Here is a 17,253-nt window from a genome sequence, read left to right as displayed (position 1 = left end):
TTTATCAATACTTAGTTGCTAGACAATGACAACTAAGTATTGAGGAAAATTAACTGTCAACTGTCAACTGTCAACTGTCAACAGTCAACTGACTATTCCTCATCATCAAAAGCTTGGCTACCGCCGCCAACTGCAACTAAATCAATTTGCTGGCGGTAGTAGTCAACGCTTTTGACTTGAACTTCTACCCGATCGCCCAAACGGTACTGATTGCGGTTTTTGCGGCCAACTAGAGTTTGCTGGCGCGATCGATATTCATACCAATCATCCTTCAGCGAAGAAACGTGCACCAACCCTTCAACTCGCAAAAGTTCACTTTCCGGCGGCCGCACCTCAATTTCCACAAAGAAACCGTAAGACTGCACCCCTGTAATCAAACCCTGGAAAGTTTGACCAGTGCGCTCTTTCATCAATCCGGTTTTCTTCAATCCCTGCAAATCGCTTTCGGCATCCTCAGCAACCCTTTCGCGTTCCGTCAGGTGTACCACCGCCGCTGCAAACTCTGTCTCAAACTCGTGATGCAAGTCTGGCGGCAGGACATTCCAAGTAATTTGACCGTGACAGGAGGAATGGTGCAGGTTAACTTTTTCCTTAGCGCGAGTTGTACGGCTGCTGCGCCCTTGCTCTAACACAGCGTGCAACACCCGCAGCACCAGTAAATCGGCGTAGCGGGAAAGCGGCGAAGTGCAGCGCGTGTAGCCATCTGACAGGGCCAAACCGAAGTGCGGCTTGGGAGTTGTGCTGTAAACAGCGGGCTTCATCGTGTCTTCGAGCAGGTAGGTGAGAACTCTTTCGGACTTGAGGCCGGCAAACTGTTGGGTAAATCGCTGGAAGTCAAAGGGCAGAACTTCTTCCTCGTTTTCGAGATACAGTTCGCCTCCGAGGTTGTTCGAGAGTTTGATGAACTCTTGAATGTCTGCCGGATCTGGCATCGGTTGGACGCGGTAGATTGCTGGCACTCCCAAGGCTTGCAGGTGGGTGGCGACAGCTTCGTTGGCAAGTACGACCAACTCGGAGACAGCCGACTGCACGGGGGGAGCCGTTGCAAAAGCTCCTAATTCGCCTTCATCGTCGAAGTGAGAGTTAGCGTCTGGCAAATTTAGTTCAAAAGCTCCCCGCTTGAGCCTCGCCTGTCTGGCAGCCTGTGAGGCTGCGGAGATTTGAGCTAGGAAAGGACGGAGGGCGGAGGATAAAGCGCGATCTTCGGCATCGGAGCCTGGTTCGACAATTGCTTGAGCTTGCTCGTAGGTTAGCTGGTAGTCAATGTGAATGACGCTGGTTTGAATTTCGTATTCTAGGAGTTCTCCTGATTCGTCTAGGGTGAGCATGATGCTGAATGCCAGCCGTTCGGTGTCTAGCAGCAGGGAGCAGCGATCGCTGAGGAGTTCTGGCAGTACGGCGATGATTTTTTCTCCCAAATGGGCTGCTGTGCCTCGTTTGCGGGCTTCGCGGTCTAGGGGGGTTTCGGGCTGTACGTACTCGGCGGCGTCGGTGACGTGGACTCCAACTTGCCAGCCGCCGGACTTCAGACTTTCGATCGACAATGCGTGTTCTATTGGCGGATCTGAGAGGAATGAAGTGGGGTCAAACTCGTTTTCGGCGGAGTCCTCTGAGAAACTTTCCTGCTGAGTTTTCGGGGCATCATTTTCGCCGTTGGTTTCTATCGGTTCATTTCTGCTGAAGGTAACAGTCAAGATGTTCCGCAAATCTAGCCGTTTTTTGATGTCGGTTTTTTTGACTTTGCTGGGCAAATTTTCGGCTGCTTTGATGACGGCTGCGGGGAAGGAGCGTGGCAAGTCGTGCTTGCAGCATACAATGTCGAGGTCGTCGGCGGCTTCGGCGTCGGAACCGAGTACCTGTACTACTTTGCCGACTGGGCGGTGGGTTCCTAGGGGATAGCGTTTGACTTCGACGTGTACTAAATGGTCGATCGCCTCTTGGAGATTTGTACCGTTTGCGAGCAAGTCTAGTTCAAACAGCAGGCGATCGTCCAGGGGAATTGCTCTGTAGCTGACGCGGCCGGTGGGGGTAGCGGTTTGCTTGACTCGCGCCAGTACCGAGGGGTTGGCGCGTTCGAGGATCAGCATGACTTCGCCTTCGGGCGATCGGCGGCGGCTACCTTCTTTGATAATTTTGACTAAAACTCGATCGCCATTCCAAGCAGTCGAGAGGTGACTTTCCCGCACATAAACATCTTCTGAACCTTCAGCATCTTGAATTGCAAAGCAAAATCCTTTGCTCGAACAGCGCAGTTTTGCTTCTACTACGTCATCTTCAGCTACTCGACGATAGCGGCCTTTGTCTTTGACTAATATGCCAATTTTCTCTAGAGCTTCTAATGCAATTTGAAGTTTGAGTTGACTGGTTTCATCATTGCAGTCGAGTTTTTTTTCTAGTGCTTTGGGAGCCACTAATTTGTCTTCTGTAAAATTTGCCAGCAGTGCAGCGATAGAAAATTCCATGTAGCGATCGATCCTCTTGTTTCCAGCAATTAGTCTAACTTTTGGCGAAATCAGCCGCACCCTTTCTTGCCCTCGCTGTGCCTGCTTCCCAACAAATGCGCGGGTTAGTCGGTGGAGATACCAGCACAGTCGGTGCTACCCGTGCGCGGGGATTTTTTCAGATTATTTCCCCACACCAGCAGTCGCTAATTGTCTGCTGTCTGTCTGCAAATGACAGATGATGGTGCAGACAAATACCCCATACCCTATTCCCCAATACAATTTTTTAGCGTTGGTTCCTTTGCTTTTGGCTTGCAGCGCCGAGCTCTTCGCGAAGTAGAAAGCCCCTGTCGGTTCTTAAAAGATGACTCGATGCTGAAAGCGACGGGTTGAGTCCTGGATCGGGAGATGGAGAGATGCAGAGGGAGAAAATTTGCATTTGGGCCTCCTGCCTTTTTCCTTCTGCCTTTTTCCTGCTTTCTTCTGCTTTTTGAAGTGCCTCTTGCCTTGTGCTAAAGCCAAAGATTTTACCGGCGATCCGGGCAAAATTGCTAGTAGCTCATCGCTGCGATGCCCCTGTTTTTTCCACGCGATCTGTCCTTGGGGACAGAGGAGGAACGAGCGGGTCGGGAGCAATCTGTGCTGTAGAAGGTGCTTGGTACACAAAACCGGAGACTTTTACTACTTTTGCCTAGTTGCTGTGTCATAAAAGCACTCGGTAAGTGGGAAACGAGCGAGACTTCAGTCCTGAGAGGGAAACTCCAAGAGCGGTTTCAACCGCCTTGAATCCCCTTGCGGGGTAGAGGGGTATGGTTGCCCCTCTGGCGAGGATGGTTGTCCTCAATCTCCCTTTCGGGTAAAGTTAGCTTCGCCAATGTTATAAAGGCTTGTCAGGCTAGCAGCACTGCCTCAGTGACTTTAAGGCTGTTTAACTACTAGCGACAGAGCAAGGGACTAGCTTCGCATCCCAGGGTGTCGTGACCTAAATAACGTAGCCAGTTAAGGCTTAGGCTGGTCAATACAGCTTGCTCGATTTCTCTTACAAGCTCAGTGGCTTTAGCACTGAGTTACTGACCTCCTATAGGTAGAAATGACTGCCGGTGCTTGTTAGCTTAAACCGCCGGATGTGGGATAGGGTTTAATGGCGTGAAAGGTTGCGTGCATGATTCACCTTTCATTTATTGTATGTTGAATATGTGCTTTCAGAAAATTGTTTTCTCTGTCGTTGTACTAAACTCAACTCATCAGCCCCTTTTGATTTCGGGGTAAAAAATTTATGTTTGCAGAATTTCGCGCCCTTTATCCCGCTGGACAGTTGATCTGTGAGTTGCTGACTATTCATCACGGTAAGTTTGTGGTTCGCTGTTTGGTTGAGGTTGACGGCAAAACTCTCGCTACTGGTATGTCCGCTGCTGAGTCTGTTGAGGATGCTGAAGACCGCGCCCGATCGCGAGCAATTGCTGTCCTCGCATTTGCTCCGGCTCCGGCTTCGGTTGCTGCTGTTCCCGTTCCCGTTCCGGCTCCGGCTTCGGTTGCTGCTGTTCCCGTTCCGGCTCCGGTTGCTGTTGTTCCCGTTCCCGTTCCCGTTCCGGTTGTTCCCGTTCCCGTTCCCGTTCCGCCAGCCCTTGCTCCGCTTCCGGTTTTAGAAATGCCTGTTCCAGACAAAGTTGACATACCGCATCAAAGCAATTTTGTCAATGCCGAACCCAAATTAAATGCAGAGTCGATCGCACCTGTAGCGGAACCTTTGCCGCCAACAGTTGATTTACCTCCGGCAGTGGGATTTGTACCAAAGCAGTTAGACTCGGACGCTTGGCTGTCTTCCAGCTACGGCGAACCGCTTCCCGAACTGGAAGTGCCAAATACTAGCCAAAGCGAACTGTCGCAGGGTGCGGCCGAAGTCCGGGAATTCCAACCGATCGCGGTAGGAATTCCCAGCGATGCGATCGAAGATGATTCTGATACGATCGCCCAAATAGACGCAATTCTCAAACGGCTGCGATGGACAAAAAAACAGGAAACCGACTGTCTCGAACAAAATTATGGCAAGTCATCGCAGAGAGAACTTGCTAGCGAACAGTTGGCAGATTTCCTAGAATATCTGGAAATCTACAGCAGAACCACCGAAGAAATCAAGAGGTTGGGATGGACAGCCAACCAAGGAAAAGATTATCTCAAACAAGGTTACGGCAAAGAAGCACGACATTTCTTAAATAGAGAACAATTGTTCGACTTCCTGCAATATCTCGAATCTTTACCCTAAAAATCAGGAAAATAGGTTTGATCGTTCGGACTTCAGTCCTTCTTTCTTGCGGACTTTAGTCCTTAAAATAGGTTCGTAGTGAGGACTTCAGTCCTTCTTAAGACTAAAGTCCGAACGATCAAAGAAGTTAGCATAAAAAAACCTAAAATAGGTTCGTAGTGAGGACTTAAGTCCTTCTTTCTTGCGGACTTTAGTCCTTAAAATAGGTTCGTAGTGAGGACTTCAGTCCTTCTTAAGACTAAAGTCCGAACGATCAAACAAGTTACCGTAAAAAAGCCTAAAAAATGTTCGTAGTGAGGACTTCAGTGCTGCTGTCTAAGGACTAAAGTCCCAACGATCGAACCTATTTGATGAAAAGGAATTAAGCGGATAGTAAAAATCAAAAATCAACAATGAAGAAAATTTCCCCATTGTTGATTTTTGATTTTTAATTTACACCACAGCAGCGATCGGGCGGCTAGCAGAAGGACGGCGATCGATCACTTGATCGACTAAACCATAATCCTTTGCTTCTTCAGCCGACATAAAGAAATCGCGTTCAGTATCTTCTTCAATGCGAGAAAGCGGCTGACCGGTATGATCTGCCAAAAATTGATTCAGGCGCTGTTTGTGGTACAAAATCTCTTTCGCCTGAATTTCAATATCGGTAGCTTGTCCTTGAGCTCCGCCCAGAGGTTGGTGGATCATAATCCGGGAGTGAGGCAAACTCATCCGCTTGCCTTTAGCGCCCGCACTCAGCAGAAAAGCGCCCATGCTGGCGGCCAAACCAAGACAAATAGTGCAAATATCGGGACGGATGTGGTTCATCGTGTCAAAAATCCCCATACCTGCTGTTACCGATCCGCCGGGGGAGTTGATATAGAGGTAAATATCTTTCTCCGGGTCTTCGGCGTCTAAAAATAGCAATTGGGCTACGATCAGGTTGGCTAAGTCGGAGTCAACCTGTTGGCCCAAGAAGACGATGCGATCGCGCAGGAGTCGCGAGTAAATGTCAAAGGCGCGTTCGCCGCGACCGGATTGTTCTATAACTGTTGGGATCATTGAACGGGCCTGCCTATTACGTATCTTTTTTTTATTTTAGCGATTTGGGCTCATTTATAGTTAGGGTGCGCTGGCGGGCGATCGGCCCTGAAGGCTAAAAGCTTGAAGCTGAAACCAGTTGAGGCATTCTCGTCGGCTATAATTAGGTGTGGAAGTTTCTGGTAGAAATGAAATGACTTCTCAATTACAAACTAAGTTACTGCCAACTCAACAACCAGAAAAAGTTCTGTATCCAGACAGCGACGGACAGCCCATGTCAGATAACACACTTCAATTTGGTTGGATTGTCAAACTCAAAGAAGGGTGCGAAGCATTATTTAAAGACAATCCAACTGTATTCGTAGCCGGAGATTTATTGTGGTATCCCGTCCAAGGTGACAATAAAACGAAGCGCGCACCCGATGCTATGGTGGTATTTGGCAGACCAAAAGGATATCGCGGTTCTTACCAGCAATGGCTGGAAAATAATATCGCGCCCCAGGTGGTTTTTGAGATTTTGTCGCCGGGAAATACGCTATCGGAGATGGCGCTGAAGTTGCAGTTTTACAATCGATTTGGTGTGGAAGAATATTATCTCTACGATCCAGATAATAACGATCTGACTGGATGGCAAAGAACTGAAGCAGGACTAACAGTTATTGAGTCTTTAGATGGCTGGATCAGTCCGCGTTTGGGAGTTCGGTTCGTATTTGCAGAACCAGAATTAGAGATAATTCGTCCCGACGGACAGCGGTTTTTGTCTTATGTTGAGTTAATGGAACAGCGGGATGAAATTCAGCAACAGCGCGATGAAATTCAGCAACAGCGCGATGAAATTCAGCAACAGCGCGATGAAATCCAGCAACAGCGCGATGAAATCCAGCAACAGCGCGATCGCATGGCTGCAAAACTGAGAGAACTAGATATCGATCCAACTCAGATTTAAGAATAGAACTCTTGCAAAAATAATTAGGACGGGCAAGATGCCCATCCCACAAGATTTATTTTTTTTGTGGGATGGGCATCTTGCCCGTCCCATCAATTGATCAAAAGGATTTTTGTAAGAGGTTTAATAGGTGCGATCGCTCCCTCTCCTTTAGCAGCAGTTCCATTTGTGCATCCCGTAAGGTAGCAAGGGTTTGTTTCAAATTGGTTTCAGCTTGTGGGCGATCGCAAATTTCTTGACGAAGCTGTTGTTGAATGTTCTCCAAAGCCTGATAAGTATTCACCCCTGCTAGAACTTCTTCAATTTGAATCGATCGAGTTGTTGCATCGAGACAATCTTCCTCAGTCCAGGTATCGCTTGGCTCGACGACAGAGACATTTCCCTGTGATAAGTCGTTGAGGATTAGAGTTGCTAAGTGTAGTTGCTCCGTTGGTGGCAAAGTGCGGACAACTTGAAGATAGATTTCTTGAGCATTAGTCGGCATATAGCGGTTTTCACAAAGATTCGCGGACGTTGTTGGGAAGAGAGCCCTCTTGATTTCAGCGGTTATGTAAGCTGTCAGCCATACCTCATCTTTTTGAGAAAGGCTATAATATATCCTCCTGCCTTCAATTATAACTTAAACTGGTGTTTTGCTAGAAAGATCGATCGCCCTTATCTGAGATTATTAAAAGAGTTATAGCGGATCTAGCTCCCATATTCGCGGACGTTGTTGGGAAGAGTGCCCTCTTGGTTTCAGTGGTTATATAACCTGTCAGTCATACCTCACCTTTTTGAGAAAGGCTATACATCAACTACACCAAACTTATCAAATTTTAATCTGCCAACCTCGACGGTACATCCCATACAAAATCAACCACCAACACAATACCGCCGTCACTGCAAAAGCCAGAGAACCATTCAACGGCCCAGCCCAAGGCACAAACCAGTTTTCATAAATCCAAGTGTAAGTTGTTGGAGCAGTTTCGCCACTACCGATATGAGTTTTCAACAAAAGTCTGGCGACAATCCCAGAAGCAACAAACAAGAAAATCGCATTCAATCCCATAATCTCAAACGGTCGCCCCCATTTCCAACCTCGCACTTCAATTGTTTCGTAGCAAGCTGCTAGCAAAAGCAAAGCCCAACCTGCGGTAAAAACTACATAGGAACTTGTCCATAGTTGTTTGTTAATCGGAAATAAAAATCCCCACAAATGACCAATTACTAAGCAACATAATCCACTAATTACTAAATTTAAACTCGTGCGGGTTTTAATTGGCTGCACGCGCAACCATTCCCCTGTAAAATAGCCGATCAGCACTGTCACGCTGGCTGGTAATGTGCTCAACAATCCTTCTGGATCGAAGGGGCCGCCTTTGTACAGGTGTTGGCTGCCGAGAATTAGCCGATCGACATATCCACCCAAATATCCCTCCGGCGTCAGTGCGTATTCAGTGTACCCCCCTACAGCAAATACGAATAATGCGCCCCAATAGCCTAAAAGCACCGCAACAGCGAGCAGTTTTTGATTGCGGGGGGAAAGGTTCAGAATCGCGATCGCACTAATTGCATACGCTAAGCCAATCCGCTGCAAAACTCCCATAATCCTGATTTTACCGAAATTTGCGATCGGGGCGCCGTTCAAAAGTACGTCAAGGGCGATCGAAGATGTATTTAGCAGCAATCCTAATACAAATAAAATCGCCGCCCGCCGCACAATTCGCCAATAAATATTTGTTTCTATTTTTGTAGTAGTTTCAGTATATTTTGACAGCGAGAAAGACATCGCACAGCCAACGATAAACAGGAAAAACGGAAATACTAAGTCTGTCGGGGTGCAGCCGTGCCATTCCGCGTGATCTAGCGGCGGATACACCTGTTTCCAACTGCCGGGGTTGTTCACTAGAATCATGGAGGCGATCGCAATTCCGCGAAAAACATCAAGAGATTTTAAGCGCATAAATTAAGTTATCTGTTATTTGTTATTTCTTATTTGTTATTCGTTATTCGTTATCAGTTCGTGATAATAAATGATACCCAATGCCCAATACCCAATGCCCAATGCCCTATATTTCAATTCCTTCCAAAGTCATAATCAGTGCATTCTTCATCAACATATCGCAGCGTTCTGCATAAAACAATGCAGCCTTATCATACTTGTTCACTTGCAAGACACGCATAAACATTTGCCTCGCTTGCGCGAATTGCTGCTGGTAGTGAAAAAAAATTCCCTGTTCAAAATCAGTTTGGGTTTTTCCTTTTAGTTCGATCATCATATCCGAGTCGCCGTCATAAATCTCAAACACAGCCACCGGCGCTTGTTTTCCTTTTACTTGAACGCGATCGAGAAATCGGCACTTATAATGTTGGGGGTCGTCAATCCGGCACAAAGTCTGAACGCTAGCAACAATACCAACTCCGTAAAGCTTTGTCAATCCTTCCACCCTAGAGGCTAAATTTACAGCATCAGAAATGACCGTACTTTCCATCCGTTCCGCCTCGCCAATAGTACCCAACATTAAAGTTCCAGTATGCAAGCCAATCCCTATAGAAATAGGTTTGTATCCACAATTTTGTCTGTGTTTGTTATAAATTTTAACTTGCTGCTGCATCTCTATTGCTGCTTGCACAGCATCTTCAGCACAGTTAGGAAATAAAGCCATAATTCCGTCACCAATATATTTATCTATAAAACCGTTGTACTGGCGGATAACTGGGCCAACTCGGCTTAAGTAAGAGTTGAGAAATTCAAAATTTTCTCGGGGAGACATACTCTCTGACAAACTTGTAAATGAACGAATATCAGCAAACATAATCGTCATTTCTGCCTGTACAGAGTCTCCCAATCTGGCATCAACTATGCTTTCTCTTTGGAGAAATTTCAAAAATTCTCTGGGTACAAAGCGCGCTGACGCTGCTGCTATTTTTTCTAGTTCACTTTTGCTGGCCTCGATTTGAGTCAGGGCGCGAAATGCTCTGAGTGCTGTCACTACCGTGGTAAATAACTTTTTGTTTGTTAGTTCTGTTTTTGTTTTGTAATCATTAATATCGTAGCTGACAATTACTACATCTTCTGGCACTTGTCCCGGCTGTCCGGTACGCAAAATAATCCGTACTACTTGATTCTCTAAAATATCGCGGATGTATTTTACTACTTCCAAGCCTGCCTCTTCTGTTTCCATGACTACATCGAGTAAAATCAAGGCTATGTCTGGATGGGCTTCGATTATTTCTTTGGCTTCTTTACCTGAGTAAGCGCTGATAAATGCGATCGCTTTGTTTTCAAATATAAATTCATTTAAAGCGAGTTTTGTAATATTATGAATTTCTATTTCATCGTCTACAATCAATATTTTCCACGTTCCTGCGATCGGCTTGTCTTCCGTCTCGTCTTCGTCGGCAAAGATTAATTCATCGTCGCCCGCCACTATTAATTCGTCATCGCCCGCAGCCAACACATTTTTACTAGCTTCTGACATTTATCGTTCTCCTAAATAGAATTATATTAAAACTGACAGTATAATAACTAATTTCTTCTTATAGCCGGAAATTCTATCATAAATTTTGTGCCTTTTTCTACTTGACTTTCGCAGCGAATTCTGCCTTTTAGTTTTTGCGTGACAAGGTTGTAAATAATGTGCAGTCCCAATCCTGTGCCGCCCTGACCTCTTTTTGTCGTAAAAAATGGTTCAAAAATTTTACTGAGATTTTCTGGGGTAATTCCTTTGCCGTTATCGGCATATTCAAATATTAGCCGATCGCCCTCTAGTTTCAAATCAAACGCCAGAATCCCCCCATTTTCTCCATCGTAAGCGTGAATTAGGGAATTCAACACCAGATTTGTCACAATTTGAGAGAACACACCGGGGTAACTGTCCAGTACAATATTTTCATCGCACTTAATCTCTACTTTGTGCTTAGTTCTTCTGAGTTTGGCGCTTAAGGATGTCAAAATCTCCTCTAGATAGTTTTTCACGTTAAACGTGCGTTTTAATTCGCTCGACTGATCTACAGCCACTTCTTTAAAACTGTGAATCAAGTCTGCCGCCCGCGTGAGGTTGGATAAGATCATATTACTGCTTTGCAGCGCCGTATCCAGGAATTTTTCTAGCTCCGATCGTTTAATTTGACCCTTGCTGTAAAGATCCAAAAATTTTGTGACTTTTTCAGCCAGTAGCGAGGCGGCAGTGATACCTACGCCGATGGGAGTATTTATTTCGTGGGCGACACCTGCAACCAACCCTCCGAGGGCAGCCATTTTTTCCGCTTCTACCAGTTTATTTTGAGCCGATTTTAAGTCTTCTAAAGTTTGGGACAATTCGCAGGTACGCTGCTGAACTAAGTTTTCAAGATTCTGATTGAATTGCTGCAAGTTCATGTAAAGTTGGGCGTTTTCAATCGAGATAGAAATTTGAGAAGACAGCAGTTTTAATAGTTCCAACCTGTCTGGCGTAAAAGCGCCTGTAGTCAGATTGTTTTCTAAATATAAAATGCCACTGAGTTTGCCTTGATGGATTAAGGGAGTGCAAAGAATTGATTTAGGTTGAACCGCAATTATATAAGGTGCGCGAGTAAATTGTCCTTCGCGGGTGGCATCATTTAAAACTATACTTTCCTGGGTACGGGCGACGTAGTTGACAACAGAAACTGCCAGCAAAGTTACTTCTCGATCTTCACCTACAAAATCTATCGGAATTGATTGCATTACATTAACCCGCTCGACATCTACAGAGCCTGATGCTTCAATCACCCATTGACCAGATTTTTCTAGTATTAAAAAGCCTTTTTGTCCCCCGGCATTTTCAATAACAATTTTCATCAGTTTTGCCAGCAGTTTGTCTAGAACTATTTCGCCCGCTAAGGTTTGCGATGCTTTTACTGCTGTTGTCAAGTCTAGTACGCCTGCACCGTCGCTCGTAGTGCAAGCGCTACTCGTAGATTTGTGAGTTTCGATATTAGTTGAAATTGAGGGTGAAGTCAGCAACTGCGAGTATTTTGATTCTAAATGCGCTACTTTCGCTTTAGCTCCCCAGCGCTGATAGCAATAACGCGCTTCTGTCAAGTAAGTTTTCGCAATTTTTTCTCGTCCAATCGATAAATAAAATGCTCCTGCCAATTCTGCTGCTAGTGCTTGTACCTGTATGTATCCGTTTGTTTGCGCTCCGGCAATGGCGGAGTCGTAATATTCCATTGCTCTCACAATATCTCCCAATATTCGAGCTTTTTCAGCGGCAATCAAGTCACATTTGTGCTGGAGGTTCATCGGCGCAGAAAGTGCTTTCTTTTGCATTTTCTTTAGGTTGGTGTTTGCGTAAAAAAGATGCTCTTCTTGTACCTCTTTTGTTGCCGAGGGATATGCTGCGAGTCGGGCGAGAGAATCGTAAAAATGGTATTCAGGAACATTAATAAACCCCACAACTCCGTCTAAATAAACTTCGGCTTGCGCTGCATTTTCTAGCGCCAGCTCGACATTGCCAAATAAATAGGCTAATATTAATTTTTGTAAGTAAAAAGTTTGAAGTCCCACTCGATCGTTAACTTTCAACAGCAGCGGCAATAATGTTTTTTCGCTGTAAGCTTCACGTAATAAAATGTCGGGGCTTTCCATTTTCCCCATCAATTGCAAAACTGTTTGCCAATATATTTGATTCCAAGTCAATACCGTTTCTTGCTTTAGTTGAAATAGCAAATGGTTGTAATTTACCATTTTTCGTTCCAGTTGCGGCAATTCTTGACCAATAAAATACAAGGACTGACAAATATTTACGGCAGAATATCCAACCGATTCTAAATCACCATTTTCGAGCGCGCTTTGATAGGCTTCTTCTAACAGAGGTAAAGTATCTTTAACGTGATGTTTGCCGTGCATCAAAATGAAGGCAACTAAATTAAGAGTCTTGCTTTTGAATTCTAAAGCATTTAGCCGAGCGATCAAATTTAACGCTAATTGACCAAATCGCTCGCCCGATTCAATGTCTCTAACTATTCCTTTTAAAATTGCTCCGTAATTAGCATAACCGAAGGCAGAAAAAGCAGAATTTCCGTAGTTGATAGATAAATTAACTTGCTCGCAGACAATCAACGGCAACAGTATGGGTTCAACAATCGAGGTAGCCGACAACATACTGGAAAGCACGCGCATAGTTGCTAATTTACGCGGCTCGGTCATCATAGGCAAGTCAATTAAATCTTCTATCTTTTTTCCTGTTAAATAAGCTGAGGTTTTGGTAAGTGCTTGCTGAATGTGGAGGGGAGTTGGCGATTTTGGAAAGTTTATTCCTAACATTGTGAGTGATTCCCGACCAATTGTTACCGCTTCTTGCAGTTTGGTTTGCATCGCACAAGCTGTGATTCGGATTTCAAAAACTTTGACTTTGTCTAGTTCATTTTGGGCGTATTGCAAGACAATTTTTGCCCATTTTTCCATTTGTTCAAAATCGGTATTGAGGTAAGCTGCTTCTGCTGCTGACTCGTAGAGTGCAAGAGTCAAGTCGTAGTCGGTTTGCCAACTTTGCATGGGAAGCAATGCAATACCTGCAGCCAAATATTTGACAGCGAGTTCGTAAGCTGCACTGGCTTTTGCTTTGCGGCCCGCCATTAAATTTAATTTACATAAATGAAGTTTTTCTAATTTACTGCTGATGATTGGTTGGGCTGCATTTAGTTGGTTGACTAAATCGAAAATATGGTTTTCTAATTGCTCTGGATGCGCGTTTTGCAGCAAGAATCTGCCGATTTTGAGATGAATTTCTTGTTTCTGAGATTCCGATATTAAAGCGTAAGCTGCTTGCTGAACTCGCTCGTGCAAAAATTTATAAGTTGCGCTACCAGCATCAGCAACTGGTAGGGACAATTCATCTGTAACGTCTCTAGATATTTGGTCTGTCAGCCCTGTGCTTGCTGCTAGTGCGATCGGAATTTTGTAAGCGTTATTCACGGGCAAAATGAGACCGGACTGAAGTGCCTCCCAGAGGTCTATTGCTGCGGAAGTGAGAGGTTGTTCGCTGATTTGGGAGAGAATTGCTAAATCAAATTTGTTACCTATACAAGCGGCTAATTTTAGCAGTTCCTGCGTATTGCCTGAAAGTTTCTGAATGTTGTCTATCATTAATTCCACAACATTGTCAGTTATTCCTATTTCTTGTATTTGCTCAATGTCCCACTGCCACTCGCCTGTGATTTTGCATTTTTTCACAGCTTGTTCTGGGATTTGTTCGCCAAAGTCAGACAAGTGAGGTTCGGCTCGATCGACGGAATTTTTAGAGGCTACAATTTTAAATTGTAGCATTTTTTGCGAGTAAAGAGACTTCAGCAACTGGATTATAAAAAATGGATTTCCTCCGGTTTTGTGAAACAGTAATTGTCCCAAAGGTAGCGATTTTTCTGGGGCGCAGATCAGAGTATCCGCGACGAGTTGATTGACGCTGTTAATATCTAAAGGCAAAAGGGCGATCGTACTTACATTCCCGCCTGCTTTCCTAATTGTTTCTGCGGCTAGCATTACGGGATGATTTGCATCTACTTCTGATTCTCTATAGGCTCCGATTATTAATAAGTATTGGCTGGCCATGTCAGTTGCTAGCAGTTGGATCAACTTGAGCGAGGCTGAATCAATCCACTGCAAGTCATCGAGAAAAATCACCAGCGGGTGTGCTTTTTGAGTAAAGATGCGGATGAATTTTTGAAATACTAAATTAAAGCGATTTTGAGATTCATTCGATCCTAAATCTGGCACAGAAGGCTGCGACCCGACAATCAGTTCTACTTCTGGAATAACTTCAATAATTACTTGGCAGTTGTTACCGAGAGCATTTAAAATTTCTTGTTTCCAAACTAGCACTTTGGCGGCTGTTTCTGTGAGAATTTGCTGCAACAAGTCTTGAAAAGCTTGGAGCAAAAAAGCGTAGGGAATATCGCGCTTGAATTCCTCAAATTTGCTGTCTATAAAATACCCATTCTCCCGGAGTATGGGTTGGTAAATTTCATAGACAAGCGACGATTTGCCAAGACCGGCACAACCGGAAATAAGTAGGATTTCTGCATAGCCTCGCTTCATGCGATCGAACGTATTGAGAAGTAGATTAACTTCCGCTTCTCGTCCGTAAAGTTTTTGGGAAATTTGTAGGTGAGTTGACCGATCTTGCTCGCCGAGGGTGATGTGAGAAATTGCGCCGCTTGTTTGCAGTTGAGCGAGACAATTTTCCAAGTCATACAAAAGTCCGAAAGCACTTTTATACCTGTCTTCGGCTGTTTTTGCTAATAGCTTCATTACGATATCGTCAATGGCTAGAGGAATCTCGTCGCTTTCTGTTTGATTGATGCTGCTTTTGACTTTCTGCTTTCTATTTTCGCGAGGATAAATGGGCGTTTTAGCAATATGGCAGTGCACTAATTCCATCGGATCGGTGGCACTAAAAGGCAATTCGCCGCAGAGCATTTCATAAAATGTGACGCCTAAAGAATAAAAATCGGTGCGGTAGTCGATCGCCCGATTCATGCGTCCCGTTTGTTCGGGAGAGATATAGGCGAGGGTTCCTTCGAGTAAATTGGGGTGGGCCAGGGCGGGGTTTTCGCCCGGTAGCAGGGAGGCGATCGCAAAATCAGTAATTTTGACATCCCCAGTCTGGATATTGACAATAATATTGCTGGGTTTAATATCTTTGTGAATGATGTGGTGTTCGTGAAGTTGCCCGAGAGTTTCTGCTAGTTTTATGCCAATTTGGAGAAATTGTTGTAAATCTAGCTGGTTGGTGCTGAGAAAATCTTTTAGGGAAATGCCACCAAAATCTTCTAAAATTAAAACAGGAAAGTGATTGTATTTTTCGAGCTTGTAAAGTTTGACTATTCCTGGCAAATTTAAATTTTTAAGGATTTCTGCTTCGTGCAGGAGTTGGGCTATTCGCCCTGGGGTAGGGTAGGTCGGCGTGAGAGTTTTCAGGATAACTGGTTTTTGATCTTCAAGCTGCATCCCTCGATAAATGGCTGTGTGGGGGTTTGTATAAAGTTCTCCGTCAATGCGGTATCCCGGAATGGTAATCATGCTGTTTGAGGGCTGGCTTGAAAAGTACGGTTAGAGGATTTTAGATTTTAAATTTTAGATTTGAGATGGAAGAAGTGGGAATGAATGATGACAGAATGGTTGACATATTGGCTGCTGTTGTTGTTTTTTACATGGTATTATTAAGTAAGTAAAAATACAGATCGCAGATCGAGGGCGGTTTTTACGGCAGTAAACTAGCTGCTATTATGTAGCTTAGTTAAACCAGGCCCTAAAGGCTCATCCTTGATACTTTTTTGGGGTTTACTCAATTATCTATATTCTAGTATTCAAAAAATCAGAAGTTGCATTTTGCTATCGGGCCAGTGCCAAAATAAACTGGTACGTGCAAATCAACAGGTAAAATCTAAAAACAATCATGCAGAATATAACTGCCTCAAATCCAGCTACTGCGACCGATCGCAATTTTGGCACCGCAGACATTAAACTACTGGTAGTGGATATCGACGGGACGATCGCAGGTTTGTCAAATCAGATCCGAGAACCGGTCAAGCAGGCCATTTTGGCAGCCCAGTCGCGGGGAGTGAAAGTAGCTGTCGCTACGGGCAGGATGTACCAGTCTGCTTTGCGTTTCCACTCGCATATCGGCTCAACTCTGCCGCTGATTTGCTACCAGGGCGCGTGGATTCAAGATGTCGCGAGTCAAAAGCGGCTGCGCCACTTACCGCTGTCGATACCAAGGGCTTTGCAATTGTTAGAGCATTTTGAAGTACCGGAATTGCGATCGCTCCTGTCGATCCATTTCTACATTGACGATAAACTGTATGTACCAGAAATTACCACAGCTACCCGACTTTATGCCGAACGATCGGGTATTCAACCAAATGTAATTAAAGATTTGCGGCGAGATATTCCGGGGGAACCGACGAAAGTCTTGGCTTTGTGCCAGAATCCGGAGGTACTCGACGGCTTGCTCATTAGTATGCGCGAGCGTTACACGCCTGCGGAGCTTTATTTAACTCGATCCGTTGCTACTTTTTTTGAAGCGACGCATCCTTCGGCGAATAAGGGAGATGCAGTGCAGTATTTGGCGGAGGAAATTTTGGGTTTGCAGGCGGCGAATGTGATGGCGATCGGCGACAATTTTAACGATCTAGAAATGATTTCCTACGCGGGTGTGGGCGTGGCGATGGGGAATGCTCCTGATGGGGTGAAGGCTGTTGCTAATTGGGTGGCGCCGGATGTGGAGGAAGATGGTGTGGCGGCTGCGATCGAACAATTTGTTTTGAGCGCGAGCTAATATTGTTAGTTGGTGGAACAGGCTGGAAAGCCTGTTATCTGTGGTTCGTAGTGAGGACTTCAGTCCTCATAAATTCAGAGGACTGAAGTCCTCACTACGAACCTAAAAGATTTGTTTAACGAACCGCGAAGACGCTAAGAACGCGAAGGAAGAATTGAAGGGATAATTGAAAACTTTGGTTCGTAGTGAGGACTTCAGTCCTCATAAATTCAGAGGACTGAAGTCCTCACTACGAACCTAAAAGATTTGTTTAACGAACCGCGAAGACGCTAAGAACGCGAAGGAAGAATTGAAGGGATAATT

10 protein-coding genes are annotated in these 17,253 nt (G+C 44.9%); 4 read left to right on the top strand and 6 right to left on the bottom strand.

What is annotated here, in order from left to right:
- Nucleotides 1-92: 92 nt before the first annotated feature.
- Nucleotides 93-2,462 carry a ribonuclease R family protein gene (locus tag QZ938_RS02625; protein WP_293149810.1) on the bottom strand — a complete coding sequence of 790 codons (2,370 nt, stop codon included), beginning with the start codon at nt 2,460-2,462 and terminating at the stop codon, nt 93-95.
- 189 nt (nt 2,463-2,651) lie between these two features.
- Here QZ938_RS02625 and QZ938_RS02620 point away from each other — a divergent pair, with 189 nt between their 5' ends.
- The gene (locus QZ938_RS02620; protein ID WP_293340104.1) at nt 2,652-2,834 is read left to right on the top strand and encodes a hypothetical protein; all 183 of its coding nucleotides are present in this window, start codon (nt 2,652-2,654) and stop codon (nt 2,832-2,834) included.
- An 883-nt stretch (nt 2,835-3,717) separates the two neighbouring features.
- Nucleotides 3,718-4,704 carry a hypothetical protein gene (locus tag QZ938_RS02615; protein ID WP_293347706.1) on the top strand — a complete coding sequence of 329 codons (987 nt, stop codon included), beginning with the start codon at nt 3,718-3,720 and terminating at the stop codon, nt 4,702-4,704.
- Between the two features lie 432 nt (nt 4,705-5,136).
- Here QZ938_RS02615 and clpP read toward each other — a convergent pair whose 3' ends face one another.
- Nucleotides 5,137-5,769: an ATP-dependent Clp endopeptidase proteolytic subunit ClpP gene (gene clpP, locus QZ938_RS02610; RefSeq protein ID WP_293340149.1), complete on the bottom strand. Its 633-nt coding sequence runs from the start codon at nt 5,767-5,769 to the stop codon at nt 5,137-5,139.
- Nucleotides 5,770-5,917: 148 nt separating this feature from the next.
- Between clpP and QZ938_RS02605 the strand changes: the two genes are divergently transcribed.
- A complete protein-coding gene (locus tag QZ938_RS02605) occupies nt 5,918-6,670 on the top strand; it encodes a Uma2 family endonuclease (RefSeq protein WP_293347703.1) in 753 nt (250 codons plus the stop codon).
- 100 nt (nt 6,671-6,770) lie between these two features.
- Here the strand turns inward: QZ938_RS02605 and QZ938_RS02600 are convergent, their stop codons facing one another.
- From QZ938_RS02600 to QZ938_RS02585, 4 genes are all read right to left on the bottom strand, one after another.
- Nucleotides 6,771-7,154: a hypothetical protein gene (locus QZ938_RS02600; protein WP_293347701.1), complete on the bottom strand. Its 384-nt coding sequence runs from the start codon at nt 7,152-7,154 to the stop codon at nt 6,771-6,773.
- Between the two features lie 324 nt (nt 7,155-7,478).
- On the bottom strand, nt 7,479-8,612 hold the full coding sequence (locus QZ938_RS02595) for a DUF5009 domain-containing protein (protein WP_293347699.1): 1,134 nt from the start codon (nt 8,610-8,612) through the stop codon (nt 7,479-7,481).
- Nucleotides 8,613-8,718: 106 nt separating this feature from the next.
- Nucleotides 8,719-10,131, bottom strand: a complete 1,413-nt coding sequence (locus QZ938_RS02590; RefSeq protein ID WP_293149683.1) for an adenylate/guanylate cyclase domain-containing protein — start codon at nt 10,129-10,131, stop codon at nt 8,719-8,721.
- 47 nt (nt 10,132-10,178) lie between these two features.
- Complete coding sequence (locus QZ938_RS02585; protein WP_293347697.1) at nt 10,179-15,692, bottom strand: ATP-binding sensor histidine kinase; 5,514 nt, start codon at nt 15,690-15,692, stop codon at nt 10,179-10,181.
- 376 nt (nt 15,693-16,068) lie between these two features.
- On the opposite strand from QZ938_RS02585, the gene QZ938_RS02580 reads away from it, so the two are divergent.
- A complete protein-coding gene (locus tag QZ938_RS02580; RefSeq protein ID WP_293149679.1) occupies nt 16,069-16,950 on the top strand; it encodes a Cof-type HAD-IIB family hydrolase in 882 nt (293 codons plus the stop codon).
- Nucleotides 16,951-17,253: the final 303 nt, after the last annotated feature.

It is taken from the genome of Microcoleus sp. CAWBG27 (assembly GCF_020883145.1).
Lineage (GTDB): Bacteria > Cyanobacteriota > Cyanobacteriia > Cyanobacteriales > Microcoleaceae > Microcoleus.
The sequence above is the reverse complement of the archived record's forward strand: the minus strand, read 5'-3'. Positions and strand labels throughout refer to the sequence as shown.